Raw genomic sequence first — 25,148 nt, 5'->3', positions numbered from 1 at the left:
CTTGTAAAGCTTATATTTCATAGGTTTAAGGCAAGGGTAATCACTAGTGGGGATTTGAGTGAATCTTGATTAGTGTCAAGTATTCCAATGTGTAAATGCTTAAAAATCACATAACCCAAATTTTTGGGCGTGATGAGTATTTATAAAAAAGTAAAAAATAGGAGATTCAGGATGAGCGGCGAGAAAACTGCAGGACCTTTAGGAGGTCGTTGGTTTCAGCTACTAATCGGCGTTGTTTGTATGTCGATGATTGCAAACTTGCAATACGGTTGGACTTTGTTTGTAAACCCAATCGACGCTAAGTTTGGTTGGGGTCGCGCAGCGATCCAAGTTGCGTTCACTATTTTCGTATTGACTGAAACTTGGTTGGTACCAATCGAAGGTTATCTCGTAGATAAATTTGGCCCTCGCCCAGTGGTTTTTGTTGGCGGTCTTTTGTGCGGTCTTGGCTGGATCATGAATTCCCATGCAGACACACTAACTATGCTCTACGCGGCTGCTGCAGTTAGCGGTGTTGGCGCTGGCGCTGTTTACGGTACTTGCGTAGGTAATGCGCTTAAATGGTTCCCAGATCGTCGTGGTTTGGCTGCAGGTATTACAGCTGCGGGCTTTGGTGCGGGCTCTGCATTAACCGTAATTCCAATTGCAAAAATGATTGCTGAACAAGGCTATCAAGAAACTTTCTGGTTCTTTGGTATTGGTCAAGGCGCAATCGTTGTCTTGTTAAGTCTATTCCTTTCCAAGCCAATTAAGAGTGCTATTACTGCAGTTAAGGCTGCTGTTGCGCAGACTCGTAAAGATTTCCGTCCAATGGAAATGGTTAAGCAACCAGTGTTCTGGATCATGTACCTCATGTTCGTGATGGTTGCTGCGGGTGGCTTGATGGCAACTGCTCAATTGGCTCCAATCGCTAAAGACTTCCAAGTTGCTGGCGTAACGGTGAGCTTGTTAGGTCTAGCATTGCCAGCTCTGACTTTTGCATTAACCATTGATCGTGTTTTGAACGGCTTAACCCGTCCTTTCTTTGGTTGGGTATCAGACAAGATTGGTCGCGAACAAACTATGACCCTTTGCTTCTCTTTTGAGTGCGTAGGTATTCTTGGTTTGTACTACCTCGGTCATGACCCGGTCATGTTTGTGCTGTTAACTGGTTTGGTGTTCTTTGCATGGGGTGAGATTTACAGCTTGTTCCCATCAACCAACGCCGATACATTTGGATCAACTTACGCTGCCGGTAATGCAGGTCTCCTCTACACAGCAAAAGGTACTGCTTCATTGTTAGTGCCACTGTCTAGCGTATTGGTAGCCACTACTGGTGGTTGGGAAGCGGTATTCTGGGTTGCTAGTATCTTGAACGGTACCGCTGCAATCTTGGCTTGGTTTGTATTGCGTCCAATGCGTCGCAAACTCATCGAGCGTTCTGCTGCTATGTAAGTTAGGTTAAAAGCCTAATAAAAAAGGGTCTTCGGACCCTTTTTTATTGCCTGCACCAATACGAGGGCAAATCCAAGATGAGGTTGGGGAAAATCAGATAGAATTCCTCCATCATGAGTTCCTCCAAAAACCGCTTCGTTCACTGGATTGCTGCCTTAGCAATCGCAATGAGCGCGCTGGCGCCAGCCGCATCTCAAGCGGTTTCAGTGGCTAAGCATGGCGAAGGTTTTGCAATGGAGATTTGTTCTGTCGATGGCAGCAAGATGCAAATCGATGTTCAAGATGACGGGAAAGACGTTGCCAATCAAATGAAGCCTTGCCCGTATTGTGTAGCGCAGAGCGTTATCACTCCGGCATTCAACACTAATCTCAGATTTGAAGCTCCGCAGACTTTCGCTTTGCTGCCTCAGCTTTTCTACCAATCACCCAAACCACTTGCTGTTTGGATAACCCCGCCTTCAGCAGCTCCACCAGTACAAGCCTAATCAAATTAGGGCATAGCCTAGCTATGTAGTTGGCAACGATTTAATCAATACGTTGTCGTATTGTTCAGTGGAGCAGTAAATGTTATTTCAGCAAAAGAAAATCAGCGTATGCGTGGGTGTGCTATTTGGGTCTGTACTAATCAACGCGCAAGCACAAATTGCGCAGCCACCCGACTACGGTCAAAAAATAGGTGATGTGGTTGTTAGTGCCACTCGCTCTGGTACCGAGCTAAAGGACATGACTCAAAACACTTCTATTTTGACGAATGAAGATATTCAAAACGCCCCGGAAATGACGGTTGACCAGGTCTTAAAGAATCAAGCAAGTGTATTTTTAAATGATCAACCGTATTATGAAAAGGACCCCACCGGTCAGAGTTTGAATGTCCGTGGTCTTGGTGCTGCGCGGACTCTGGCATTGATCGATGGACTGCCTGCAAACGACGCTATGTATGGAACCATTCAATGGAATCTTGTCCCCCTCTCAGCAGTGCAGGATGTAGAACTGGTTCGCGGTGGCGTCTCCAATCTTTATGGCAACTATGGCATGGGTGGTTTAATCAACATCACTACCAAGCCCATTAACGATAACAAAGGCGAAGTGTCTGCCAGTTATGGTTCATACAATACAAGCAATGTGGCTGCTTCAAAAGAAGTGGCAGTAAATGACGTATTAAAGCTACGAGCATCTGCGGACTACTTTAATACGGATGGTTATATTAACCAGCCTACTATTTCTCCGGCAACAGTCTATCCAGCAAAGAATAGAGCAGGGCAGTCAGCACCTCTATTGCCTGGGATGGGTCCTGAAAGCGCTAACAGTGCAAATTACCGACTTCAAGGAGCCTTGAAATTAAGTTCTGATACGGATGCTTTTTTTAATCTTGGTTCCCACAATATGCAAAATCTACCATCTGGTGGATATAACTTTGCTACCAAGACAACTCAAGAAACTACTTTTTCTGGAGGAGCAACTACGCGTTTGAGCGCAACCCAAAAGGTTCAGGTGAATGCTTTCTACGAAAACACCACTCTCTGGCAGCAAAATGTCAGTAATAGCGGTGCAACACCAGCTTATATTAGTGCCAACTATAACGATCCTTATTCAACGCTAGGGGCATCTGCGCAATATACCCATGACTTAAAGGATCAAACCATTAATCAGGTAGTAGTTAGTGTTGATGGAAGACAGGTAGCTGCACAGAATTTAACGAATTCCTTTAGTTCTGCTGCTGGATATGCAAATGGAGTGGTTACCTCTTCTGATTACGCAAAAGGTCAGCAACAGTTTTATGGTGTGATGGCGCAAATGAAGGCTAAAACAGATGCCATCCCATTGCAAGCTACTCTCTCACTTCGAGAGGATCAATGGCAAAGCCAGACCCCAACCTATTGGATCGCAGGTGCAAATGGTGTTCAAAATTACACCAATGTCCCTAATCAAACTGCATATAAGTTCAGCCCTAATCTGGGCTTGTTATTACAGGCTACTAAGGAGTGGGACTTTAGGGGGGCGGCCTATCAGGGTTTCCATGCGCCTGGTTTGAACAACACGCTTCGTACTTATGGAAATTCAACGAGCGTTAGCCTGGCCAATCCATTGCTGAGCCCCGAGAACATGACTGGCTATGAACTAGGGACTGACTATCGTTGGAATGCGGGCTTTGTGCAGATCACGGGCTTTAATGCGAATGTAAAAAACGCAGTTTATGCACCCAATGTTTCTCAGGCACAAGCTGCTGCTGCAGGTTGTCCAATCTCAGTTTGTACCGGAGCTAATGGCCAAACATTTAGCTTGTACGGCAATAATCAGAATCTTCAAAGTCGTGGGCTTGAGGTACAGGCACATCATGATCTCAATACTCAGTGGGCTGTTGATGGTACATATACCCATACGAACACCATTCTTACTTGGATTGGCTCGGGGGTTAGTGCATCCTTAAATCCAATTGGATCTCAGGTTGGCGGTGTGCCACAAAACATGGGTTATGCAGGAGTGACCTATATGCCGCTTCCAAAGACCAGTCTGACAGCCAATGTTCGTTATATTGGTAATTCTTGGTTGGATGGCGCACACACCTTACCAGTTCCTTCCTATGCAGTTGTTGGTTTAAAGGTGAACCATCAATTAACGCCAGAAGCCTCAGTATTTGCCAGTGTGATCAATATGTTCAATCGAAGCTACATCACTTACGGTACGGGAACTAGTCAAGGAAGTTATATCGCCGGGCAACCACAGAGCATTACTGTAGGTGCACGTATCATCTTCTAATTATGAATTCGACCCCATACTCTTTTAATCGATTCTTATTGCTCGGGGCGCTTCTTTCGGGAGTGCTGAGCTTTGCTGCACAAGCTCAAACGCAAATGGATCATTCATCGCATATGGCCGGTGCAAATCCAGCAAAAGTGAGCAGTGTTTGCCAGGGAATTGGGTTGGAGTGTGCCAATGCTGCAACCCCATTTTTTACGCAGGATGGAAGGCTATTGCTGGTATGGACCGCGAGTGGCGTGGTCTCAGTTGCGCAGTCTTCTGATTTAGGAAAAACATTTTCACCAGCAGTCAAAATTGCTGAGCACGGTAAATCATTAGATGCTGGCGCTGATGCACGTCCACAAATTGTTGCTGATAAACAAGGGAATGTCTTTTTGGCATATGCATTTTTCAAAGATGCAAACTGGAATGCGCAAATCAATACTGCTAGATCGACCGATGGGGCAAACACATTCACCAAAGCAGTGTCCTTAGTAAATGATGGCTCCAGTCAGCGCTTTCCATCGGTTCTGATCAAGCCAAATGGCGATATTTTTATCTCTTGGATCGATAAACGTTTAGTTTCTGCAGCAAAGCAGGGTGGACAAAATCGTCTTGGCGGCTCAATTGCCTATTCTTTTTCTCAGGATGGCGGCAAAAGCTTTCAGGCAGAACACTTTGCTAATGAGAGTAGTTGTGAGTGTTGTCGCATTGGTGGCAGCCTTGATCCAAAAGACAACCCAGTGCTAGCGTATAGAGCAATATTTCCTGGAGGCATTCGGGATCAGGCCAGCCAAGTGATTTCTGCTTCAGGTGCAGGACCAATCCGTAAGGTGGCTGATGACAACTGGAAAACGGATGCCTGCCCGCATCATGGACCATCCATAGCAGTATCAAACACCGGTACATTCCATGTGGCTTGGTATACCCAAGGCAGTAAGCGCTCTGGAGTCTTTTATGCCAATTCCACCAACCAAGGTGCCACCTATTCCAAGCCTACTCGCATAGGCGCTGAAACTGCCAATGTATCCAGGCCATATCTATTGGCATTGGGCCAGCAAGTTTGGTTGGTATGGAAGGAGTTTGATGGCGTGCAATCATCCGTATATTTAAAAGAATCTAGCGATGATGGAAAAACTTGGGCAATTCCTAAAATACTATCTAGTACAGCAGGGTACAGTGACCATCCCTTGTTGCTAGCTCAAGGGAATCAAGTATTTTTATCCTGGCTTACGCGTAATGATGGATACCAACTCATAAATATTGGACAAAAGCAATGAAAAAATATTGGCTTATTTTTATTCTCATTCTCTCAATGACTGGGTTTGCCTTCGCTGATCCAGTTTCTTTGAAGCCTTATCAGGTGGGAGATTGGAAATCCATCATCAAAGCCGCAAATGGTGGACCTCTGGCTATTAATTTTTGGGGGGTGACTTGCCCATCCTGCGTTAAAGAGATGCCGCAGTGGGGTCTTTTTATCAAAAACAATCCAAGCGCTAAAGTAGTTTTTATTCAGGTTGATGATGTATCAATCGAGTCGATGAAAAAAATGTTGAGCAAAGCAAATCTAGAAAAAGCCAATAATTATTATGTAGCAGCGCCTTTTGATGAGCGCCTGCGCTATGAAATCGATCCTAAATGGCATGGCGAAACACCTACAACCATAGTGATCGATAAAAATGGTAAAGCTACCAGAAAAACAGGCTTAGTAGACTTTCAGCAATTACAAAATGCTTTGATGGTTAAACCATAATTAAATGTATCGCTTATCAATTACCGGGAGAATGTAAATGAAGACAAAACTATTAGTAACACTGTGTGCCGTTGCGGGGATGGCTTTCGTAGGGACGACATGGGCGCAAAACGTTTCCAAAACCGTCACTACTAACGCTATCAAAATTGAAGATGCTTATACCCGTGCTACAGTTCCTGGTCAGCAGGTAGCCGGTGGCTTTATGAAGATTGAAAATAAAGGCGCTGCTGATCAATTGATCTCTGCCAGCTCACCTGTTGCAGGTGAAGTGCAGCTCCACGAGATGGCAATGGAGGGCAATGTTATGAAGATGCGTCAGGTAAAAGATATTACTGTGCCAGCAGGTGGCGCTGTTGAATTAAAACCTGGCGGCTTGCACTTAATGTTTATCAACATTAAAGCTCCATTAGCTGCAGGTGAAACCGTTCCCGTGAAGCTGAAGTTTGCTAAGGCAGGTGATGTTGAGGTCAAGATGCCAGTTAATGCAATGGGCGCTGGAGCTATGAAGCACTAAGTCAATTGATTGGGTGGTACACGCAATAAAAAAGCCCCTAGTTTTACCTGGGGGCTTTTTCTTTTAAGGCTTTTACTTGATTAACTTAGTCACCTAAGTTCAAGTCAGTTACCGCACCTTTACTTGCAGTGCTTGCAAGGCGAGCGTATTTTGCTAATAAGCCACGAGTGTAGCGAGGCTTAGGTTGCACCCAAGCTGCGCGACGCTTCGCAATTTCTGCTTCATCAACGTTCAATTGAATCAGTAGTTGATGGGCATCAATCGTTACCGAGTCACCTTCATGAATGAGGGCAATTGTGCCGCCTACGTAGGCTTCAGGAGCTACGTGACCCACAACCATACCCCAGGTGCCACCAGAGAAGCGGCCATCAGTGATGAGGCCTACAGACTCACCTAGACCTTGCCCTACAAGAGCAGAGGTTGGGGCAAGCATCTCACGCATCCCTGGGCCGCCTTTAGGGCCTTCATAACGAATCACAACGATGTCACCATCTTTGATCTTCTGGGCCATGATGGCTGCCATGGCATCATCTTCAGAATCAAACACACGGGCTGGGCCAGTGATCGAAGGATTCTTGAGGCCGGTAATCTTAGCCACGCAACCCTCTGGAGAAATATTGCCCTTCAAGATTGCCAAGTGACCTTGTTTGTACAAAGGATTGTCTAAGGTGCGAATCACTTTTTGATCAGCGCGCGGTACTGACGGAACATCTTTTAGTACTTCAGCAATCGTTTTTCCAGTGATGGTCATGCAGTCACCGTGAAGTAATCCGCCATCAAGCAAAATCTTCATTACTTGTGGAATGCCGCCGGCTTGATGCAAGTCAGTTGCAAGGTAAGTGCCGGATGGCTTCATATCAACGATCACAGGAACGCGTTTACGAATACGCTCAAAGTCATCGATTGTCCAATCGATTTCAGCTGCGCTGGTGATGGCCAAGAAATGCAATACTGCATTTGTGGATCCACCAACTGCCATGATCACACTGACAGCGTTCTCAATGGACTTCTTGGTGATGATGTCACGGGGACGCAAGTTATTTTTCACAGCCTCAACCAGTACGCGCGCTGATTCGGCAGCACTCGCTACTTTTTCAGCATCAACGTTCGCCATCGTAGAGGAGTAGGGCAAGCTCATGCCCAAAGCCTCAAATGAGGAGCTCATGGTGTTTGCGGTGTACATGCCGCCACAAGAGCCGCTCCCTGGACAGGCATGCTGTTCAACACCCTTTAAATCTTCTTCACTCAATCGACCGGAAGTAAATTCACCAACTGCCTCAAATGCAGAAACAATATTGAGTTCCTTGCCCTTGTAATGGCCTGGTTTAATCGTGCCGCCATAGACATAGATGCCGGGCACATTAGTGCGGGCTAAGGCCATCATGCCGCCTGGCATGTTTTTATCGCAACCACCAATGACGACAACACCATCTTGCCAAAGACCATTTACACACACTTCAATGCTATCAGCAATCACTTCACGTGAGACGAGGGAGTACTTCATGCCCTCAGTGCCCATGCCGATGCCATCGGAAACAGTTGGTGTACCGAATACTTGTGCTTTTGCACCGGCCGCTTCTAGAGCTTCAACAGCAGCGTCAGCTAATTTTTGTAAACCACTATTGCAAGGGGTAATAGTGGAGTGGCCGTTCGCAACGCCAACCATCGGCTTTACGAAATCCTTTTCTTCGTAACCCATTGCGTAATACATCGAACGATTAGGTGCGCGAGCGACCCCTTCGGTGACCATGCGCGAGCGTTCATTAAGGCGTTTCATGCTTATTACTCCAGAAAAGGTTTGTGTCGAAAGGCTCTATTGTGCCGTGAGATGGGTTAAGGGTGCTCTAGATCGATGAGCTCATCATAATTACTACAAATGTTGCACTGCAGTATGAAAATGCCAAAGAATTCATAGATTTAGGTCTAAATATTAGCTAAGGAGCTAATAGCTTAGTAAAAGAGGCTGCAGTACATTAAGTCATCAATCACTTTTTCCTTTGAATTCAATGACTAAAGTCGGCCATATATACCTAATTGATGATGACGAATCCATGCGCATTTCGCTCTCGAGAATGCTGCGTGAATTGGGTTATCTGGTTGAGGACTACGCATCTGCCAGTGTTTTCCTGGAGAAATCTGTTCCAGTGTCACCAGCAGTAATTCTGTTGGATATGCAAATGCCAGATATGACCGGGCTAGATTTGCAAGAAAAGCTCCAAAAGTGTGGCCGTAAGACACCTATCGTATTTATTAGCGGCCAAAGTCACCCACACCAAATCGTTCAGGGTCTTAAGCGGGGTGCGGTGGATTTCTTATTCAAGCCCTTTAATTTAGAAGAGCTCTTAAAGGCAGTTGCAGACGCAATTGATTTTGATAGTCGTCAACTCAAGCGAGTTTCCCTGGATGTTGAAGCTAAGAAAGACTACGAAAGCCTCACTCCTAGAGAGCGTGAGGTCTGTGGATGGCTTGTTAAGGGCCTTCTAAACAAGGATATTGCCGTAAAACTAGGAACCACGGATGCCACCATTAAAGTCCATAAGGCTAGGGTGATGGACAAAATGCATGCGGATTCCCTGCAAGTGCTGGTGAAGAAGTATCTTGAATCCAACCTTGAGAACCATCCATTAAACACCTAGCTTTGTGGCTAATTACTCTTGTCCCATTTTGGTATTACTATCAATCTTATTAATTCCATATGAGATGGTTGCTGCGCAGTGAATAAACCAGTCAAACTTCCTGAGATTCGCAAAGAGGCATTTACTAAAGCCAGAGAAAGCCTTGGTCTCAGCACGAAAGATCTTTCGGGAATGGCCTGTCTATCTGCTCGCCAAATTGAGCAGATTGAGAATGGTGAAAGCAGCTCTTTTTACGGTGATCAAGTTAAATTCACAGCAGCAAAAAAGGTAGCTGGATTACTCAGGCTCACACCTGAAGAGGCATTTGATTTTTCTGGTGTCGTGCAGCCTATCAAAGTAGCTGATGTTGAGGAGAAATTGCAGGAGGAGACAAAAGCCTCTGCGGTAGAAAAAAAGGCAAAGACCGAAAAAGTAAAAGAAAAAGAGGCTAGCCCTGTAGCGGTAGAGAAAGTCGCAGAACCAAAACTAAAACCTGAGAAGGTCAGTGCTAGCAAATTCTCACAAAAAGCGATTGATTACAGCCAGAAATCAAAAGCTTCAGTAGGACCTAAAAAGAAACTTTTTTTACTGTTGGCAATTGGTGTGGCAGTGATTTTCTCTGTGGTGAACTTGCGCCCCTTATTTTTTCCTGAGCCAGTTAAAGAAGAGATTGTCATTATTCAAGAGGTGGCACAAGAACCTGTCCCGGTGGATGCTCCAGCAGAAGCCAAGCCAGCTCCAGCGGCAACACCAGAGCCGACCCCAGCGACCGTTTCTAATGAATGCCCGCCTGCAGATGCATCTACACTCAATTACAGGCCCGAAGCCCCTAAAAAAGCGGGTGACATGGTTTATCTGCAATCAAAGACTGCGCAAACAGTATGTGTGGTGGATGCTACAGGTAAGACCCAGAATAAAACTCTAGAACCTGGAGTTGGTACGAGTGTTTATGGCAAGCCGCCATTAAAGGTTTTAACTGGTGGTTTAAATCAGGTGGATTTGTATTACCAAGGTGCAAAGGTGCGCGTGGGAAATACAACTAGTAAGACAATTATTTTGGAGCCGGCTGAAATGATTCAGCCTGCAGCTCCATCAAACTCCACAGACTCTCAGCTACGTTGATGGCCTGAGAGGTTCGCAGGTTTAATTTGTTGAATTAAACCGCAGCGTTATCGGTTTCACCGGTACGGATACGAATCACTTGCTCTACTGCAGTCACGAAAATCTTGCCGTCACCAATCTTGCCGGTGCGTGCAGCTTTAGTGATTGCCTCAATAGCAGCTTCAACACGGTCATCAGAAACCACGGCTTCTACTTTTACTTTAGGTAAAAAGTCGACTACATACTCAGCGCCACGATAGAGTTCAGTATGGCCTTTTTGACGGCCAAAGCCCTTAACTTCAGTAACGGTCAGACCTGTAACACCGACTTCTGCCAATGACTCACGAACTTCATCGAGTTTGAACGGCTTTATGATGGATGTAATTAATTTCATGTGTTCTCCCTAATGCACTAATCATACCTAGATCTGCTCTGAAATACCAAAAATCGACCCGCTGAACGTTCTAGGCTCTAAATTGGGAGGTAATGGGGTAGCGCCAATCGCGGCCAAAGGCACGAGTGGTTACACGGACTCCCGGTGGGGCTTGGCGACGCTTATATTCATTAAGCTTGATTAAGCGGGTTACTTTTTCTACGCTCTCGGCATCAAAGCCTGCGGCAATGATCTGGGCAATCGATTGGTTTTGCTCCATATAGCGCTCAACAATGCCATCCAGCACTTCATAAGAGGGCAGGCTATCTTGATCTTTTTGGTCTGGACGTAACTCTGCCGAAGGTGCGCGGGTCAGAATTCGCTCCGGAATCACTGGCGTAATACTGTTGCGATAGGCGCATAGGCGATACACCAAAGTCTTGGCGATATCTTTAATGACTGCAAAGCCACCCGCCATATCGCCATAGAGTGTGCAGTAGCCGACTGCCATTTCACTCTTGTTGCCGGTAGTCAAAACAAGTCGACCTGTTTTATTAGATAGGGCCATCAGCAGAGTGCCACGAACGCGTGCCTGAATATTCTCTTCGGTGGCGTCTACTGTTAAACCTTTGAATTGCTCCGCTAGAGATGCTTCTAAAGCATCTACCGGCCCGCTAATCGGAATCTCGTCGTACTGCACGCCTAAGTTCTGGGCCATCTCCCTTGCATCGATCCAAGAGATATCGGCGGTATAGCGAGAGGCCATCATGACGGTGCGTACCTTGTCAGCACCCAAGGCATCCACGGCAATTGCCAATACCAAAGCTGAATCTACACCGCCAGATAGGCCAATAATCACGCCAGGGAAGCGATTTTTGGTCACATAGTCACGTACACCCAAAACCAGCGCTTGATAGGCCTGTGCCTCAACGGATTGGGGTGGGGTGATCAGACCTTTTTCTAGCTCGCCAGTTGCTGTCACGGTAACAAGGCCTAGGCCGGTTTCAAACTGAGGCATTGCCATCACGACTTTGCCATCACTATTTAATGCAAATGAGCCGCCATCAAAAACTAATTCATCTTGACCGCCAACGGCATTGACGTAAACCAGTGGCATTTTGGTTTGTGCAATATGCCCGCGGAGCACTTCAATACGCAAGGCTTCTTTTTGCAGGTGGTAAGGAGAGGCGTTGGGGACTAACAATACTTGTGCGCCAGCAGCATGAGATTGTTTAGCGGGACCTGCATGCCAGGCATCTTCACACAAGATCAATCCATAGCGAACACCTTCGCATTCAAAAACACAAGCTTGATTACCAGGTACGAAGTAGCGAACTTCGTCAAATACTTCATGGTTAGGTAATTCTTGTTTTGCGTAGCCCGCAATGACTTTGCCGTTTCGTAAAACAGATGCGTAGTTTTGCAAACCTGCAGATGTTTGTTTGGGGTGACCGACGATGACTGTTAGATCAGAGTACTGAGCTAGCTCTTTCATCAAGAGCTCGAGCTGTGATTGTGCCGCCTCAATAAAAGCAGGGCGGAGGAGTAAGTCTTCTGGGGGATAGCCGGTGAGCGAAAGCTCAGGGGTGACTACGAGTTTGGCGCCTTGTGAGTTGGCATCTAGAGCGGCTTTGTGAATGAGTTGCGCGTTGCCAGCCAAATCACCCAGTAATGGGTTGATTTGGGCTAAGGCAATTTTCTGCGTGCTCACTCCGAATCACAAAGCCTTTTCAATAAAAGAATTACTTGTTCTCTTTGTTGTAGCGCTCGATGCCTTCAAGAATTTCTTTATGAGCATCAGCAACGCCACCCCAGCCTTTAACTTTTACCCATTTACCTTTTTCGAGATCTTTATAGTGCTCGAAGAAGTGTTGAATTTGATTCAAACGCAATGGGTTCATGTCTTCAGGTTTTTGCCAGTGTGTATAGATAGGCAAAATTTTGTCTTCTGGAACAGCCAATAATTTAGCGTCTTGACCAGCCTCATCTTCCATTTGTAGGATGCCAATTGCACGGCAGCTAACAACAACACCTGGAATGAGTGGAAATGGAGTAATTACGAGAACATCAACAGGGTCGCCATCACCGGCAATCGTTTTATTAATGTATCCGTAGTTACATGGGTAGTGCATTGCAGTGCCCATAAAACGGTCAACGAAAATTGCGCCAGACTCTTTATCCACTTCGTACTTCACTGGATCAGCGTTCATTGGGATTTCAATAATGACGTTGAAGCTTTCAGGGATCTTTTTACCTGGCTTGACTTTTTCGAGACTCATAAATACTCCGAATATTGATTAGTAAATACCCTGATCCTATCAAGGGAGAGCAGGGGTGATTCTGTTACATACTGATACAGCTTAAAGACCATAGTTTAAAGCTTTCGGAAACCAGGTCTACCTAAGTGGAGTTATGCAAAAACAATAAAGATTAACAAATGATTAACTTTAGGGAGTTCAAGCATGAGTAATGTCACTTTAGGCTTGTATTTTGCCTTGGCTTGCGGTGTCCTAGCCGTGATTTACGGTTTTGTGATGCGCGGCTGGATTTTGAAGCAAAGTACAGGCAACGCCAAAATGCAAGAAATTGCAGAGGCGATTCAGCAGGGGGCGGCAGCGTATTTGTCACGCCAATATAAAACGATTGCCGTGGTTGGGGTGGTTCTGGCCATTCTCATGGCGCTCTTCCTTGATTTTGCGACCGCGATTGGCTTTGTCATTGGCGCCGTGCTTTCTGGCGCTTGCGGCTTCATTGGTATGAATGTGTCAGTGCGCGCAAACGTGCGGACAGCGGAAGCGGCCACCAAGGGTATGAACGAAGCGCTCAATGTGGCATTCAAAGGCGGCGCAATTACCGGCATGTTGGTAGTTGGACTGGGTCTCTTGGGTGTTGGCCTCTTCTTTATGTTCCTTGTATCGATTGGTGCTGGACAAGATCTCTCTTCTGTATTGCATCCCCTGATTGGTTTGGCGTTCGGCTCTTCCTTGATTTCGATCTTTGCGCGTTTAGGTGGCGGCATCTTTACTAAGGGTGCAGACGTTGGCGCTGACCTGGTCGGTAAGGTTGAGGCTGGGATTCCGGAAGATGATCCACGTAATCCTGCGGTGATTGCTGATAACGTTGGCGACAACGTTGGTGACTGCGCAGGTATGGCGGCGGACTTATTCGAAACTTACGCGGTTACGCTGATTGCAACCATGGTGCTGGGATCCTTAATGGTTTCTAGCGCACCAGTTGCTGCAATTATTTATCCATTAGTGCTGGGTGGCGTTTCTATCATCGCCTCCATCATTGGTTGCTCGTTTGTAAAAGCAACACCTGGCATGAAAAATGTGATGCCTGCTTTGTACAAGGGGTTGATCATTGCTGGTGGTCTGTCGCTGATTGCCTTCTACTTCGTAACCAATTTCATCATGCCGGACGACGCATTAGGTATTCCTGGTAGCCAATGGCGTTTGTTTGGTTCAACTGTAGTGGGCTTGTTGCTTACAGCAGGTTTGGTATGGATTACCGAGTACTACACCGGTACCCAGTTCAAGCCAGTGCAGCATATTGCTGAAGCTTCAACCAAAGGTCACGGTACCAACATTATTGCTGGCTTAGGTATTTCGATGAAGTCAACTGCTTACCCAGTGCTCTTTGTTTGTGCAGCGATTTTTGCAGCGTATTGGTTGGCTGGTTTATATGGCATTGCAATTGCAGCAACAGCCATGTTGTCCATGGCAGGTATTGTGGTTGCGCTTGATGCATATGGCCCAATTACAGATAATGCTGGTGGTATTGCAGAGATGGCAGGCTTGCCACAATCTGTTCGCGATATTACCGATCCATTGGATGCGGTTGGCAACACTACTAAAGCAGTTACTAAAGGCTATGCAATTGGTTCGGCTGGTTTGGCATCGCTCGTGCTCTTTGCTGACTACACCCATGCTTTAGAGGGTATGGGCCAACAGGTGTCTTTTGACTTGTCCAATCACATGGTCATCATTGGCCTCTTTATCGGCGGCATGATTCCTTACTTGTTTGGTGCAATGGCGATGGAAGCAGTAGGTCGTTGTGCTGGTGCGGTGGTAGAAGAGGTGCGCCGTCAGTTCCGTGATATCCCTGGAATCATGGAAGGCACTGCAAAGCCAGAGTACGGCAAAGCTGTCGATATGCTGACTTCTGCAGCTATTAAAGAGATGATCGTTCCTTCCCTCTTGCCAGTAGTAGCCCCAGTTGTAGTTGGTCTCTTGTTAGGACCTGCAGCATTGGGTGGTTTGCTCATGGGAACTATTGTGACTGGCTTATTCGTAGCGATCTCGATGTGTACCGGTGGTGGTGCTTGGGATAACGCCAAGAAATATATCGAAGAAGGTCACTTCGGCGGCAAAGGTTCTGAAGCTCACAAAGCGGCAGTGACTGGCGATACCGTTGGCGACCCTTACAAAGATACTGCGGGCCCTGCCGTTAACCCACTCATTAAGATCATCAATATCGTGGCATTACTTATCGTGCCACTCTTGCCAATGGTCTCTCGTTAAGTAATGAGTAGTCATTAAATGCAGTAGCAATCAGACTGCAGAAAACAAAAACGCCTAGCAATGCTAGGCGTTTTGTTTATGTTGACGCCACTTGACAAAGTGTAGGCCATTGGCCTACTATAGGGTAAATGGATTTTGAATGGGATTTGGCTAAAAGTAACTCATGCCAGATCTCTCGAAATTTTGATTTCGCATATGTGATATCAATTTTTAAAGATCCTACGATAGTTATTGAGCATGACCAAAGATGGGATTACGGGGAAGAGCGGTATCGCGCAATAGGGGCAATTGATAAACGAGTCTTCGTAGTTGTGTTCACCAGAAGAGTTAAGGCCATCAGAATTATTTCAGCAAGGAAAGCTAATAACAGGGAGGTCAAGCGATATGAAAAAAATAGTACGAGTTAGCGTTGATCTAAATAACCCTACAAGTTTCCCCAAGGGGGTTGTAGATAAGAAGCTATTAGATGCAACTTCTGAGCGCCTCATAAAGCTACACCAACGGCAAGACGATGACGAAGCCATGCAAGATGCTGCAAAATATGCAAAGCGAGTTCGTGAACGGATTGGCTTATCTCAACAAGAGTTCTCAAGTCGTATAGAAGTTTCTTTAGAAACTATTCGAAACTGGGAGCAGGGAAAAAGAAGTCCTACAGGCGCAGCAAAGGCGCTGCTAAAGATATTGGATCGTGCCCCTGAGGTGGCTTTACTGGCCTTGAGCGTATAAGAAAGCTCAAACAAAAACGCCTAGCATTGCTAGGCGTTTTTTTATTTCATACTTACTTAAAGTTCTAAGCAAATAAAACTTACTCCAAAGTTTCTAAATAACGTTGCGCATCTAATGCAGCCATACAGCCTGTGCCAGCGCTGGTAATCGCTTGACGGTAAATATGGTCTTGCACATCGCCAGCAGCAAAGACGCCAGGGATATTAGTAGCAGTGGCGTTGCCTTCAAGGCCTGAATGGGTCTTGAGGTAGCCATTGTTCATATCGAGCTGACCAACAAAGAGTTCGGTATTCGGTTTGTGACCAATGGCAATAAAGGCGCCTGTTACAGCAAGGTCTTCAGTGCTGCCATCTTGTTTCTTAATGCGCACACCAGTTACACCTTTTTCATCGCCTAGAACTTCGTCGAGAGTGGAGTTCAGTTTCAGCTCCACTTTGCCTTCAGCAACTTTTGCCATGAGGCGATCATTCAAGATTGGTTCAGCACGGAACTTATCGCGACGATGAATCACGGTTACTTTTTTAGCAATACCAGTAAGGTAGAGCGCTTCTTCAACTGCAGTGTTGCCACCACCGACTACACAAACATCTTGATTACGGTAAAAGAAGCCATCGCAAGTGGCGCAACCAGAAACACCGCGACCCATGAATGCTTCTTCACTTGGTAAGCCAATATATTGAGCAGAAGCGCCAGTAGAAATAATCAAGGCATCGCAGGTATAGGTTCCAGAATCACCAACTAAGCGGATGGGCTTTTCTTTCAGGGCTGCTGTATGAATATGGTCAAAAATGATTTCAGTATTAAAGCGTTCGGCATGCTTTAAGAAACGCTCCATGAGTTCTGGGCCTTGAACGCCATCGGCATCCGCAGGCCAGTTTTCGACGTCAGTAGTGGTCATTAATTGACCGCCCTGAGCTAGGCCAGTGATGAGGGTGGGGTTTAAATTGGCTCGGGCTGCGTAGACGGCTGCTGTATAGCCAGCAGGGCCGGATCCGAGGATCAGAACTTTGGAGTGTTTTGGGGTATTTGTAGTCATATTCAAATTATAGATTTGCTTGATTACAATCGGTAGAACATGGCAAGAACCGCATACCCGAAGTCCAAGGCTCCAATGAGCTCCCAGCCCCCAGAGAATGGCCCGCAGGGCAGGATGCCCCGCCTCTTATTAGAGGCTCGTTGGTTCATCTCTCTAGGCTTGTGCCTGGGTTTATTTGCCATTTTGCTGACCTATTCCAAGGCTGATCCAGCCTGGTCCCACGCCAGTTTTGAGGCTCCCAAGAACCTGGGGGGTCGTTTTGGGGCCTATTTAGCCGATTTAATGCTGTATATCTTTGGTATTTCTGCCTTTTGGTGGGTTGCTCTCTTTGGGCGCCGCGTCTTAAATGGCTGGCGTGAGCTTTGGAGCATACCTTTGCCACCAGATCCAGATGCTAAGCCAGACTCTCTACTAATGCGTTGGTTAGGCTTTGGACTGACTCTTGTCTGCAGTATGGGTTTGGAGTCCATCCGCATGCATTCGCTGTCCTGGGAGCTCCCTAGACCTCCTGGCGGTATTTTGGGTGAGCTGATTGGTGACCCATTGCAAATGTCTCTTGGATTTACCGGCTCCACTCTGGTTCTCCTATTTGGTCTTTGTGCTGGCCTCTCTTTGTTCTTGCATTTCTCCTGGCTGGATGTTGCTGAAAAAGTAGGGCGTTTCTTGGAGGTGACATATCACCGCATTCGTGAACGCCGCGATAGCGAAGAAGACCGCAAGTTAGGTGAAGTTGCTGCTGAAGAGCGTGAAGAGTTTGTAGAAGAGTTCCGCGGTCGCGTTGAAGTTGCAGCACCAGTGCAAATCGTACGTGCTCCAATTGAGATTCCGAAGAGTGCCCGTGTAGAGCGCGAGAAACAGCAGCCATTGTTTGTGGATATTCCAGATTCAGAATTACCGCCACTCGCATTACTTGATCCAGTGCCTGAAGCAAAAGAAACCATCTCTGCTGACGTGCTGGAATTTACTTCACGCTTAATCGAACGCAAGTTAGCCGAGTTTAATGTTCAAGTAAAAGTGATTGCCGCCTATCCTGGCCCAGTAGTGACTCGCTACGAAATTGATCCAGCGATTGGTGTAAAGGGCAGTCAGATCGTGAATCTCTCACGTGACTTAGCGCGCTCACTAGGCGTTGTCAGTATGCGTGTTGTAGAAACTATTCCTGGCAAGACTTGCATGGCTTTGGAGTTACCAAATCCAACGCGCCAGTCAGTCTACCTATCAGAGATTTTGACTTCGCAGGTTTACAACGACAATCATTCATTGCTGACTCTAGCCTTAGGTAAAGATATCTCTGGTAGCCCAATGGTGGCTGACTTAGCAAAGATGCCTCACTGTTTAGTTGCGGGTACTACTGGAGCGGGTAAATCGGTGGGTATCAATGCCATGATCCTGTCGCTACTCTTTAAGGCTAAGCCTGATGAAGTGCGTTTGATCATGATTGATCCGAAGATGCTCGAGATGGCCATCTACGACAAGATCCCGCATTTGTTGTGCCCAGTTGTAACGGATATGAAGCAGGCATACAACGCACTTAACTGGGCGGTAAATGAGATGGAGCGCCGTTACAAACTGATGAGTAAGTTTGGCGTTCGTAACCTAGCTGGCTTTAATAAAAAGATTCTAGAAGCCGAAGAGAAAGGTGAGAAGCTCACCAATCCATTTAGCTTAACTCCAGATGATCCAGAGCCAATCTATAAAGCACCAGTCATTGTCATCGTGATTGATGAGTTGGCTGACTTGATGATGGTATCGGGCAAGAAGATTGAAGAGTTGATTGCCCGTATTGCGCAAAAGGCTCGTGCTGCAGGTATTCATTTGGTATTAGCAACACAACGCCCAAGCGTTGACGTCATTACTGGTTTAATTAAAGCCAACGTACCAACCCGTATCTCATTCCAAGTCAGCAGCAAGATTGATAGTCGTACGATTTTGGATCAGCAGGGCGCGGAAGCATTGTTGGGTATGGGTGACATGCTCTATATGGCGCCAGGTACCGGTTTGCCAGTTCGTGTTCATGGCGCATTCGTATCGGATGATGAAGTCCATCGTGTTGTGGAATGGCTCAAAGAGAAGGGCGAAGCCAACTACATTGATGGTGTCCTTGAAGGTGCTGACGAATCCAATGTGGATGCATTGACTGGTGAGGGTGGTGGTGAAGCAGATCCTCTTTATGACCAAGCCGTCGCTATTGTTCTAGAAAATAAACGCCCATCGATCTCACTAGTGCAGCGTCATTTGCGTATTGGTTACAACCGCGCTGCACGTTTGCTAGAAGATATGGAAAAAGCAGGTCTTGTATCCAAAATGGGTAACGGCGGCAATCGCGAGATTCTCCATCGCCCCTCCGAATAAGAATCCATGCCAAGATTTCTGACTGCAGCAATTCTGACAATTGCAAGTATCCTTTTTTCAGGTGCATCGCTTGCTCAAAGCGAGAGTGGCGCAGAGCAGTTGCGTCAATTTGTACGCAACTCTAAAACTGCTGAAGGTGACTTTGTGCAACAACAGTTGCGCGCACCCAAAGCCAATGAGTCGCAAGACAAGGGCTTGAAAGTCCTCCGTCAAACCCAAGGTCATTTTGTGTTTCAGCGTCCAGGAAGATTTATCTGGGATACCCAAAAGCCTTACGAGCAAAAGTTAATTGCTGATGGCAAGCAACTAATCTTATGGGATAAAGATTTAAACCAGGCGACTTTTCGTCCAGCGGGGCAGGCCTTAGCTTCTACACCAGCAGCTATTCTGTTTGGTGAGACTTCACTAGAACAGCATTTTGACTTGGTTGAAGGCGAAGAGCGTTTAGGAATGAAGTGGGTAGCTTTGATTCCTAAAAAAGATCCCAATGCCAAGAATAAAAATGACCTGCCTTATACAAAGATCTCGATTGGCATGGCTAATGGCTTACCGAAAGCTTTGGAGTTAACCGATGGGCTTGGAAGCGTGGTCCTGGTGACTTTGGATAAGATCCAACTCAATGTTAATTTGCCCGCCAATCGCTTTACTTTCACCCCGCCAGCCGGAGCCGAAGTCTTGCGCTTAAACTAGAGCCCGTATAAAACTAAAACCTAGAACCCCTAATCTACAGAGCATCACATGATTGATCCGCAATTACTCCGTAAAGATATCGCCGCAGTTGCTGCACGTTTAGCGACTCGCAAATTCCAACTCGATGTTGAGAAATTCAATGCCTTGGAATCTGAGCGAAAATCTTTGCAAACCCGTACTGAAGAATTGCAAGCTAAACGCAACCAATTATCCAAAGCTATTGGTATGAAAAAAGGCAAGGGCGAGGATGCTTCTGCCGAGATGGCTGAAGTTGCGCAAGTCAATACTGATATGGAATCTGGTGCAACCAGATTAAGTACGCTGCAAGCAGAGATTTCTGATTTCTTAATGGGGATTCCGAATCTGCCAGATGAATCTGTACCAACCGGTAAAGACGAAACAGAAAACAAAGAAGTAAAGCGTTGGGGTGAAGAGCCGATTTTTGATTTTGAGATTAAAGATCACGTTGATTTGGGTGGCCCCCTGGGCCTGGACTTTGAAGTAGCAGCCAAAATTAGCGGCTCACGCTTTGTGGTTCTCAAGGGACCAATCGCAAGACTGCATCGCGCTTTGGCGCAGCTCATGATTGATACTCATGCTACAGATCACAATTATCAAGAGGTGTATGCACCTTACATGGTGAATGCTGCCTCTATGCGCGGTACTGGTCAGTTGCCGAAGTTTGAAGAGGATTTATTTAAGGTTCCGCGCCAAATGGGCGGTGAAGATGAGGGCGGTGAAGCGAAGACTGAAAACTTCTACTTGATTCCTACTGCAGAAGTGCCGGTAACGAATTTAGTCCGCGATGAAATCGTTAACGCCGATAACTTACCAATAAAGTTTGTAGCTCATACACCCTGTTTCCGTTCAGAAGCTGGTAGCTATGGTCGTGATGTCCGAGGCATGATACGTCAGCATCAGTTTGACAAAGTTGAGTTAGTGCAAATTACTAAGCCAGAAGATTCCATGCAAGCCTTGGAAGAGCTCACGGGCCACGCTGAGCGTATTCTGGAATTGCTCGAGTTACCTTACAGAAAAGTATTGCTTTGCACGGGCGATATGGGTTTTGGTAGTACCAAGACTTATGACTTAGAGGTTTGGGTGCCTTCACAAAAAGCCTATAGAGAAATTAGCTCATGCTCCAGCATGGGCGATTTCCAGGCAAGACGGATGCAGGCTAGATTTAAAGCCGGTCAAGGAAAGCCAGAATTAGTGCACACCTTAAATGGTTCAGGCCTTGCAGTAGGCAGAGCATTGGTTGCATTGCTTGAGAATAAGCAGCAAGTAGATGGCAGTATTGCTATCCCTAAGGCATTGCAATCCTACTTGGGTGGCCTAGCGGTATTAAAGCCAATCTGAGCAAAAACCATAAAACCACCCCAAAGCTATAATTGGCTTTGGTTCGGAGAGGTGGCAGAGTGGTCGAATGTACTTGACTCGAAATCAAGCGTAGGGTCAAACCTACCGTGGGTTCGAATCCCACCCTCTCCGCCATTCAGACTCTATATTTGTTTGCATAGAGAAAATATCGAAAGAGCCCCGCATGACGTGGGGCTTTTTATTTATATATAGTTTGCAATCCGCAGTTATTGAATAAGACAGGGGAGTATTACTTTTGCAGTCGAGCCACCAAGTTCTTCATGATGTTTTCGGCTTTGATCAATTCCGTGGGGCTCAAGAGTCTATTGTTAGACATGTAGTGGCAGGCGGCGATGCTTTGGTTCTGATGCCCACTGGCGCCGGTAAGTCGCTGTGCTATCAAATTCCCTCACTTGTTCGACGTGGTGTTGGCGTAGTAGTTTCACCCCTGATTGCACTAATGCAGGATCAGGTTGATGCATTAACCCAGTTAGGCGTTAAAGCCTCTTTTCTAAACTCCAGTTTGGATGCGGCTACATCTCAAAAGGTGACCAGTCAGTTGCTGGCTGGGGATCTTGACTTAATCTATGTGGCGCCTGAGCGTCTCATGAACCCTGGTTTTCTATCGATACTCGATAGACTTAATTCAGGCCCTGGAATTGCCTTATTCGCGATTGATGAGGCGCATTGCGTTTCTCAATGGGGTCATGATTTCCGTCCAGAGTATCGCCAACTCACTGTATTGCATGAGCGATTTCCTAAGGTACCTCGTATCGCCTTAACAGCAACCGCAGATGCGCCAACTCGAGCCGAAATCGTAGAGCGCCTTTCGCTCGAATCTGCCGAGCAGTTTGTCTCCAGCTTTGATCGTCCCAATATTAAATATCGTGTTCTGCAAAAGCAGAGTGCCAAACAACAGTTAGAGCATCTTTTAGATGTTGAGCATGCCGATGACTCGGGAATTATCTATTGCCTATCGCGTCGCAGTGTAGAAGAGACTGCGCAATGGTTGGTAGACCGCGGCTGGGATGCTATGCCTTATCACGCAGGCTTAAGCGTTGAAACACGTAGCGCCAATCAAAAACGTTTCCTACGTGAAGAGGGCGTCATCATGGTCGCAACCGTAGCGTTCGGCATGGGTATTGATAAGCCCAACGTTCGCTTTGTAGCTCATCTTGATCTTCCAAAAAGTATGGAGGGGTATTACCAGGAAACAGGGCGCGCAGGACGTGATGGCTTACCCGCAAATGCCTGGATGGCCTATGGATTCGGGGATGTTGTGAGCTTGCGGCAAATGGTCGATTCTGGCGAAGCTTCTGAGGATCGTAAGCGGGTAGAGCGGCAAAAACTCAACGCACTACTGGGTTATTGTGAATCCACATCATGCCGCCATCAAACAATCTTGCGATACTTTGGAGAGACGCATCCTGGCGGCTGTGGGAACTGTGATAACTGTCTAGAGCCAGTGGCAACTTGGAATGCCACGCAGGAGGTGCAAAAGGCGTTGTCATGCGTTTATCGGACAGGCCAGCGTTTTGGTGTGACCCATTTAATTGATGTTCTCCTTGGCAAGGTTACTCCCAGAGTCAAGCAGTACTTTCATGAGCAGGTCAGCACTTTTGGCATCGGTGCAGAACTCAACCAGGCTCAATGGAATAGCATTTATCGTCAACTAGTAGCAGGCGGTTATCTAGATGTAGACATTGCCCTGCATGGGGGCTTAAAGTTGGTCGATGAGATCGCATTGCCGGTCCTGCGTGGCGAGCAAGAGGTTTGGTTGCGAAAAGAAACGGGCTACTCCAAAGCAAAGGCTACAAAATCAGGAGCAAAGAAAAGTTCTACGCATCCCTTTAGTAATGTTGCAGATGAAAAATTGTGGGAGGCACTCAAAGCTAAGCGTACTGAGCTGGCACGCGAGCAAGGGGTTCCACCCTATGTAATTTTTCATGACAGCACTTTGCAGGAGATGGTGAGGTCTACACCAACTACCTTAGATCAATTTAGCGGTATTGGCGGGGTGGGGCAGGCCAAGCTAGATCGATATGGCGAACACTTTATAGAAGTTATCCAGGAAAACCTAGAGCGCCTCAGTTAAATCAAAATAGGGATTAGAACCATCGTCAATTATTTTTTGGTATCTATTTTGAATCGAGCTTTAAGAGTCTTTTTAATCTTTTTTTGAGCTAGGCGTTGCCAAATTAATCTTTTCTTTAAAAAAGAATGGGATTCCTCGCTGACTTCAGGCTTCTTCTCAAGGCTCGCACCTTCGCTTTGATGTCGTTTGCCACTCATGATGCCCTCGTGAAACTAAAGAATTTGGTTACCTATGGGCTGTTAGTACAAACTATTTACAACCAGTAAAAAGAGAATTGCACTTCATCTCCCATAAGTAGGGCTCCACTTTACTAATGGAATGTGACATGTTGATGCGATTTTGATGACATTTCATAGTCTGAGATTTAGAGCGTGGAATACCTTGGTTAGGTTTTAGGGTCTTGGAGTAGACATATTTTCTCTGAGCATAATTGGTGTAAAGCTAAATGGTTGCTCAGACTTTGGATTTACCCCAATCGTTACGGCTTGGACTTGTTCTGCGCCCATCACCTCTAGTCGTAATACGTTCTCCAGAGTATGTTTTTGATCTGCCGTTTTCAGTGGCTGATCAACGATGAGTCGATGGCTATCACCGTGAATTAATAGCACAGGCTTCTTGAATGATTGAGCATTTTTGCTGAATACCTGCAATGTATCTCGATAGCCGCTGTCTGGGTTCACTGCCTGTGTGGGTGTGTAGAACATATCGGCTTGGTAGCAGAAGATGATGCCTAAATAATTCATCTTTTGAGCCAGCGCAAAGCTGTTTTGGATCCAATCTATATTAGCTTGGTTACGTTCGTAATATTCCGCTTTTGCTTGTTCATCTCGTTCAAAATTATTGTTAGAGCCGGGAATGTGTATGCTGACAAATAGAAAATGGATTTTTACCCAGTAAGCATTTTCAACAAACTTTTGATGTTTAGGGTCAACATCAGATTGTCTGGTGAGCTCTAATTGTTGCTTACCCAAACTCTTACGAGTATTAAAGAAAGTACTTCTGAGTTTGTCTAATCGTTCAATGGGATCATAAGATCCAGCCATCGGTCGATGGCAATCAGTCCACTCATTATCCCCAACGCTATAAATTAAGGGGGATGTGAATTGATTGAAATAGCCCTTAACCTTTTGGTTGTATTCATCGCTACAAGGTGTTGAGCCTGATTTAGTGTCGCCAATAAATAGGCTAAAACTCGGATTAGTTTGGTTGATTGCGGCGATTAATCTCTCGTAGCGGGGGTAGTCTTCAGGGATGGAGTAAGGCATATCTCCTAAGGCTACAAATTTAAATGACTCTAATGATTGAGCGGTTGCACCCAAAGAACAAGCGAAGAGTAGTCCAGCAAGTATTGATTTAAGTAATTTCATGCTTATTTGTAAGAGGTGAGTGCATCATCTAGTTCCTTTATTTCAAGCTCGCCAAAAATATAGGAATCTGAGCTTACTTGCTTCCAGCCTAGGTCATGGAAAACATCTTCATAACTCTTAGAATATTTTTTATTACTCTGATAAAAGATCTCCGTTAATTCATCTTGCTCATCTTCCTCGATGGTATCGGAAAAATAAATCACTTTTTCCCCACCATAAGTCTTGCTAATGGCGCCACCAGGGATATCTTCAATACAGATGCCAATATTTGGGTCGTATGCCTTAATAAAGGTGGGTTTACTTTCGGTTATAACGGAGCCCAATTTCCAGACCATGCCGCACTTAATTTCTTTATTGGATTTCTGAAATAGGTTGCGCTCTACTAAGGAGCCCATTTCTAAAGGAATAATCTGATAGTACATTTAGTTGCTCCAATTTAAATGTAATGGGGTTCCTTTGAGTTTGCTACGA

22 protein-coding genes and 1 tRNA gene are annotated in these 25,148 nt (G+C 46.1%); 16 read left to right on the top strand and 7 right to left on the bottom strand.

Going from position 1 to position 25,148, the window contains the following annotated elements; translation table 11 throughout:
* Nucleotides 1-171: 171 nt before the first annotated feature.
* The 6 genes from oxlT (at nt 172) to C2755_RS06825 (ending at nt 6,440) form a co-directional block, all read left to right on the top strand.
* A complete protein-coding gene (gene oxlT / locus C2755_RS06850; RefSeq protein ID WP_215320307.1) occupies nt 172-1,434 on the top strand; it encodes an oxalate/formate MFS antiporter in 1,263 nt (420 codons plus the stop codon).
* A gap of 113 nt (nt 1,435-1,547) precedes the next feature.
* Nucleotides 1,548-1,919: a DUF2946 domain-containing protein gene (locus C2755_RS06845; protein ID WP_215320305.1), complete on the top strand. Its 372-nt coding sequence runs from the start codon at nt 1,548-1,550 to the stop codon at nt 1,917-1,919.
* A gap of 79 nt (nt 1,920-1,998) precedes the next feature.
* Nucleotides 1,999-4,191 (top strand): TonB-dependent receptor, encoded by a 2,193-nt coding sequence (locus C2755_RS06840; protein ID WP_215320304.1) that lies wholly within the window; start codon nt 1,999-2,001, stop codon nt 4,189-4,191.
* Between the two features lie 2 nt (nt 4,192-4,193).
* Complete coding sequence (locus C2755_RS06835; RefSeq protein ID WP_215320302.1) at nt 4,194-5,453, top strand: sialidase family protein; 1,260 nt, start codon at nt 4,194-4,196, stop codon at nt 5,451-5,453.
* Nucleotides 5,450-5,926, top strand: coding sequence for a TlpA disulfide reductase family protein (locus C2755_RS06830; protein ID WP_215320299.1), 477 nt, complete (start codon nt 5,450-5,452; stop codon nt 5,924-5,926). Before C2755_RS06835 ends, C2755_RS06830 begins: the two co-directional genes overlap by 4 nt.
* A 37-nt stretch (nt 5,927-5,963) precedes the next feature.
* Nucleotides 5,964-6,440: a copper chaperone PCu(A)C gene (locus tag C2755_RS06825; RefSeq protein ID WP_215320296.1), complete on the top strand. Its 477-nt coding sequence runs from the start codon at nt 5,964-5,966 to the stop codon at nt 6,438-6,440.
* Between the two features lie 85 nt (nt 6,441-6,525).
* Here the strand turns inward: C2755_RS06825 and ilvD are convergent, their stop codons facing one another.
* Entirely contained in the window at nt 6,526-8,217 is a 1,692-nt protein-coding gene (ilvD, locus tag C2755_RS06820; RefSeq protein WP_215320294.1) for a dihydroxy-acid dehydratase, read from the bottom strand.
* A gap of 229 nt (nt 8,218-8,446) precedes the next feature.
* Between ilvD and C2755_RS06815 the strand changes: the two genes are divergently transcribed.
* On the top strand, nt 8,447-9,076 hold the full coding sequence (locus tag C2755_RS06815; protein ID WP_215320292.1) for a response regulator transcription factor: 630 nt from the start codon (nt 8,447-8,449) through the stop codon (nt 9,074-9,076).
* A 78-nt stretch (nt 9,077-9,154) separates the two neighbouring features.
* Nucleotides 9,155-10,177 (top strand): helix-turn-helix domain-containing protein, encoded by a 1,023-nt coding sequence (locus tag C2755_RS06810; RefSeq protein ID WP_215320290.1) that lies wholly within the window; start codon nt 9,155-9,157, stop codon nt 10,175-10,177.
* 34 nt (nt 10,178-10,211) lie between these two features.
* On the opposite strand, the gene C2755_RS06805 is transcribed toward C2755_RS06810, so the two are convergent.
* The 3 genes from C2755_RS06805 to ppa all read right to left on the bottom strand — a co-directional run bounded on the left by C2755_RS06805 (nt 10,212) and on the right by ppa (nt 12,808).
* On the bottom strand, nt 10,212-10,550 hold the full coding sequence (locus tag C2755_RS06805) for a P-II family nitrogen regulator (protein WP_072583818.1): 339 nt from the start codon (nt 10,548-10,550) through the stop codon (nt 10,212-10,214).
* Nucleotides 10,551-10,620: 70 nt separating this feature from the next.
* On the bottom strand, nt 10,621-12,240 hold the full coding sequence (locus C2755_RS06800) for an NAD+ synthase (protein WP_215320288.1): 1,620 nt from the start codon (nt 12,238-12,240) through the stop codon (nt 10,621-10,623).
* Nucleotides 12,241-12,271: 31 nt separating this feature from the next.
* Nucleotides 12,272-12,808: an inorganic diphosphatase gene (ppa, locus tag C2755_RS06795; protein WP_215320286.1), complete on the bottom strand. Its 537-nt coding sequence runs from the start codon at nt 12,806-12,808 to the stop codon at nt 12,272-12,274.
* 183 nt (nt 12,809-12,991) lie between these two features.
* On the opposite strand from ppa, the gene C2755_RS06790 reads away from it, so the two are divergent.
* The 3 genes from C2755_RS06790 (at nt 12,992) to C2755_RS06780 (ending at nt 15,778) form a co-directional block, all read left to right on the top strand.
* Nucleotides 12,992-15,052, top strand: a complete 2,061-nt coding sequence (locus C2755_RS06790; RefSeq protein WP_215320283.1) for a sodium-translocating pyrophosphatase — start codon at nt 12,992-12,994, stop codon at nt 15,050-15,052.
* A gap of 128 nt (nt 15,053-15,180) precedes the next feature.
* Entirely contained in the window at nt 15,181-15,459 is a 279-nt protein-coding gene (locus C2755_RS06785; protein ID WP_215320280.1) for a BrnT family toxin, read from the top strand.
* Nucleotides 15,437-15,778: a DNA-binding transcriptional regulator gene (locus C2755_RS06780; RefSeq protein ID WP_215320278.1), complete on the top strand. Its 342-nt coding sequence runs from the start codon at nt 15,437-15,439 to the stop codon at nt 15,776-15,778. The genes C2755_RS06785 and C2755_RS06780 overlap by 23 nt, the downstream gene beginning before the upstream one ends.
* A 79-nt stretch (nt 15,779-15,857) precedes the next feature.
* Here C2755_RS06780 and trxB read toward each other — a convergent pair whose 3' ends face one another.
* A complete protein-coding gene (trxB, locus tag C2755_RS06775) occupies nt 15,858-16,814 on the bottom strand; it encodes a thioredoxin-disulfide reductase (protein WP_072583823.1) in 957 nt (318 codons plus the stop codon).
* Between the two features lie 39 nt (nt 16,815-16,853).
* Between trxB and C2755_RS06770 the strand changes: the two genes are divergently transcribed.
* The 5 genes from C2755_RS06770 to recQ all read left to right on the top strand — a co-directional run bounded on the left by C2755_RS06770 (nt 16,854) and on the right by recQ (nt 23,310).
* On the top strand, nt 16,854-19,166 hold the full coding sequence (locus tag C2755_RS06770; protein WP_371816835.1) for a DNA translocase FtsK: 2,313 nt from the start codon (nt 16,854-16,856) through the stop codon (nt 19,164-19,166).
* A gap of 6 nt (nt 19,167-19,172) precedes the next feature.
* Nucleotides 19,173-19,856, top strand: coding sequence for an outer membrane lipoprotein carrier protein LolA (locus tag C2755_RS06765; protein WP_215320276.1), 684 nt, complete (start codon nt 19,173-19,175; stop codon nt 19,854-19,856).
* 48 nt (nt 19,857-19,904) lie between these two features.
* Nucleotides 19,905-21,215 (top strand): serine--tRNA ligase, encoded by a 1,311-nt coding sequence (serS, locus tag C2755_RS06760; protein WP_215320273.1) that lies wholly within the window; start codon nt 19,905-19,907, stop codon nt 21,213-21,215.
* Between the two features lie 45 nt (nt 21,216-21,260).
* Nucleotides 21,261-21,350 (top strand) — tRNA-Ser (locus C2755_RS06755).
* Between the two features lie 121 nt (nt 21,351-21,471).
* Complete coding sequence (gene recQ, locus C2755_RS06750; RefSeq protein WP_215320271.1) at nt 21,472-23,310, top strand: DNA helicase RecQ; 1,839 nt, start codon at nt 21,472-21,474, stop codon at nt 23,308-23,310.
* A 392-nt stretch (nt 23,311-23,702) separates the two neighbouring features.
* On the opposite strand, the gene C2755_RS06745 is transcribed toward recQ, so the two are convergent.
* Together C2755_RS06745 and C2755_RS06740 are read right to left on the bottom strand one after the other, a co-directional pair.
* Nucleotides 23,703-24,677, bottom strand: a complete 975-nt coding sequence (locus C2755_RS06745) for a hypothetical protein (RefSeq protein ID WP_215320269.1) — start codon at nt 24,675-24,677, stop codon at nt 23,703-23,705.
* Nucleotides 24,678-24,679: 2 nt separating this feature from the next.
* Entirely contained in the window at nt 24,680-25,099 is a 420-nt protein-coding gene (locus C2755_RS06740) for a hypothetical protein (RefSeq protein WP_215320266.1), read from the bottom strand.
* Nucleotides 25,100-25,148 lie beyond the last annotated feature (49 nt).

The organism is Polynucleobacter sp. MWH-S4W17 (assembly GCF_018687535.1).
Lineage (GTDB): Bacteria > Pseudomonadota > Gammaproteobacteria > Burkholderiales > Burkholderiaceae > Polynucleobacter.
Note: the sequence above shows the minus strand (reverse complement) of the source record. Positions and strands in the feature narration are given on the sequence as shown.

Coding starts and splice junctions, on each gene's coding strand:
- oxlT (WP_215320307.1), top strand. CDS start 172: ATGAGCGGCGAGAAAACTGCAGGACCTTTAGGAGGTCGTTGGTTTCAG.
- C2755_RS06845 (WP_215320305.1), top strand. CDS start 1,548: ATGAGTTCCTCCAAAAACCGCTTCGTTCACTGGATTGCTGCCTTAGCA.
- C2755_RS06840 (WP_215320304.1), top strand. CDS start 1,999: ATGTTATTTCAGCAAAAGAAAATCAGCGTATGCGTGGGTGTGCTATTT.
- C2755_RS06835 (WP_215320302.1), top strand. CDS start 4,194: ATGAATTCGACCCCATACTCTTTTAATCGATTCTTATTGCTCGGGGCG.
- C2755_RS06830 (WP_215320299.1), top strand. CDS start 5,450: ATGAAAAAATATTGGCTTATTTTTATTCTCATTCTCTCAATGACTGGG.
- C2755_RS06825 (WP_215320296.1), top strand. CDS start 5,964: ATGAAGACAAAACTATTAGTAACACTGTGTGCCGTTGCGGGGATGGCT.
- ilvD (WP_215320294.1), bottom strand. CDS start 8,217: ATGAAACGCCTTAATGAACGCTCGCGCATGGTCACCGAAGGGGTCGCT.
- C2755_RS06815 (WP_215320292.1), top strand. CDS start 8,447: ATGACTAAAGTCGGCCATATATACCTAATTGATGATGACGAATCCATG.
- C2755_RS06805 (WP_072583818.1), bottom strand. CDS start 10,550: ATGAAATTAATTACATCCATCATAAAGCCGTTCAAACTCGATGAAGTT.
- ppa (WP_215320286.1), bottom strand. CDS start 12,808: ATGAGTCTCGAAAAAGTCAAGCCAGGTAAAAAGATCCCTGAAAGCTTC.
- C2755_RS06790 (WP_215320283.1), top strand. CDS start 12,992: ATGAGTAATGTCACTTTAGGCTTGTATTTTGCCTTGGCTTGCGGTGTC.
- C2755_RS06785 (WP_215320280.1), top strand. CDS start 15,181: ATGGATTTTGAATGGGATTTGGCTAAAAGTAACTCATGCCAGATCTCT.
- C2755_RS06780 (WP_215320278.1), top strand. CDS start 15,437: ATGAAAAAAATAGTACGAGTTAGCGTTGATCTAAATAACCCTACAAGT.
- trxB (WP_072583823.1), bottom strand. CDS start 16,814: ATGACTACAAATACCCCAAAACACTCCAAAGTTCTGATCCTCGGATCC.
- C2755_RS06770 (WP_371816835.1), top strand. CDS start 16,854: ATGGCAAGAACCGCATACCCGAAGTCCAAGGCTCCAATGAGCTCCCAG.
- C2755_RS06765 (WP_215320276.1), top strand. CDS start 19,173: ATGCCAAGATTTCTGACTGCAGCAATTCTGACAATTGCAAGTATCCTT.
- serS (WP_215320273.1), top strand. CDS start 19,905: ATGATTGATCCGCAATTACTCCGTAAAGATATCGCCGCAGTTGCTGCA.
- C2755_RS06745 (WP_215320269.1), bottom strand. CDS start 24,677: ATGAAATTACTTAAATCAATACTTGCTGGACTACTCTTCGCTTGTTCT.
- C2755_RS06740 (WP_215320266.1), bottom strand. CDS start 25,099: ATGTACTATCAGATTATTCCTTTAGAAATGGGCTCCTTAGTAGAGCGC.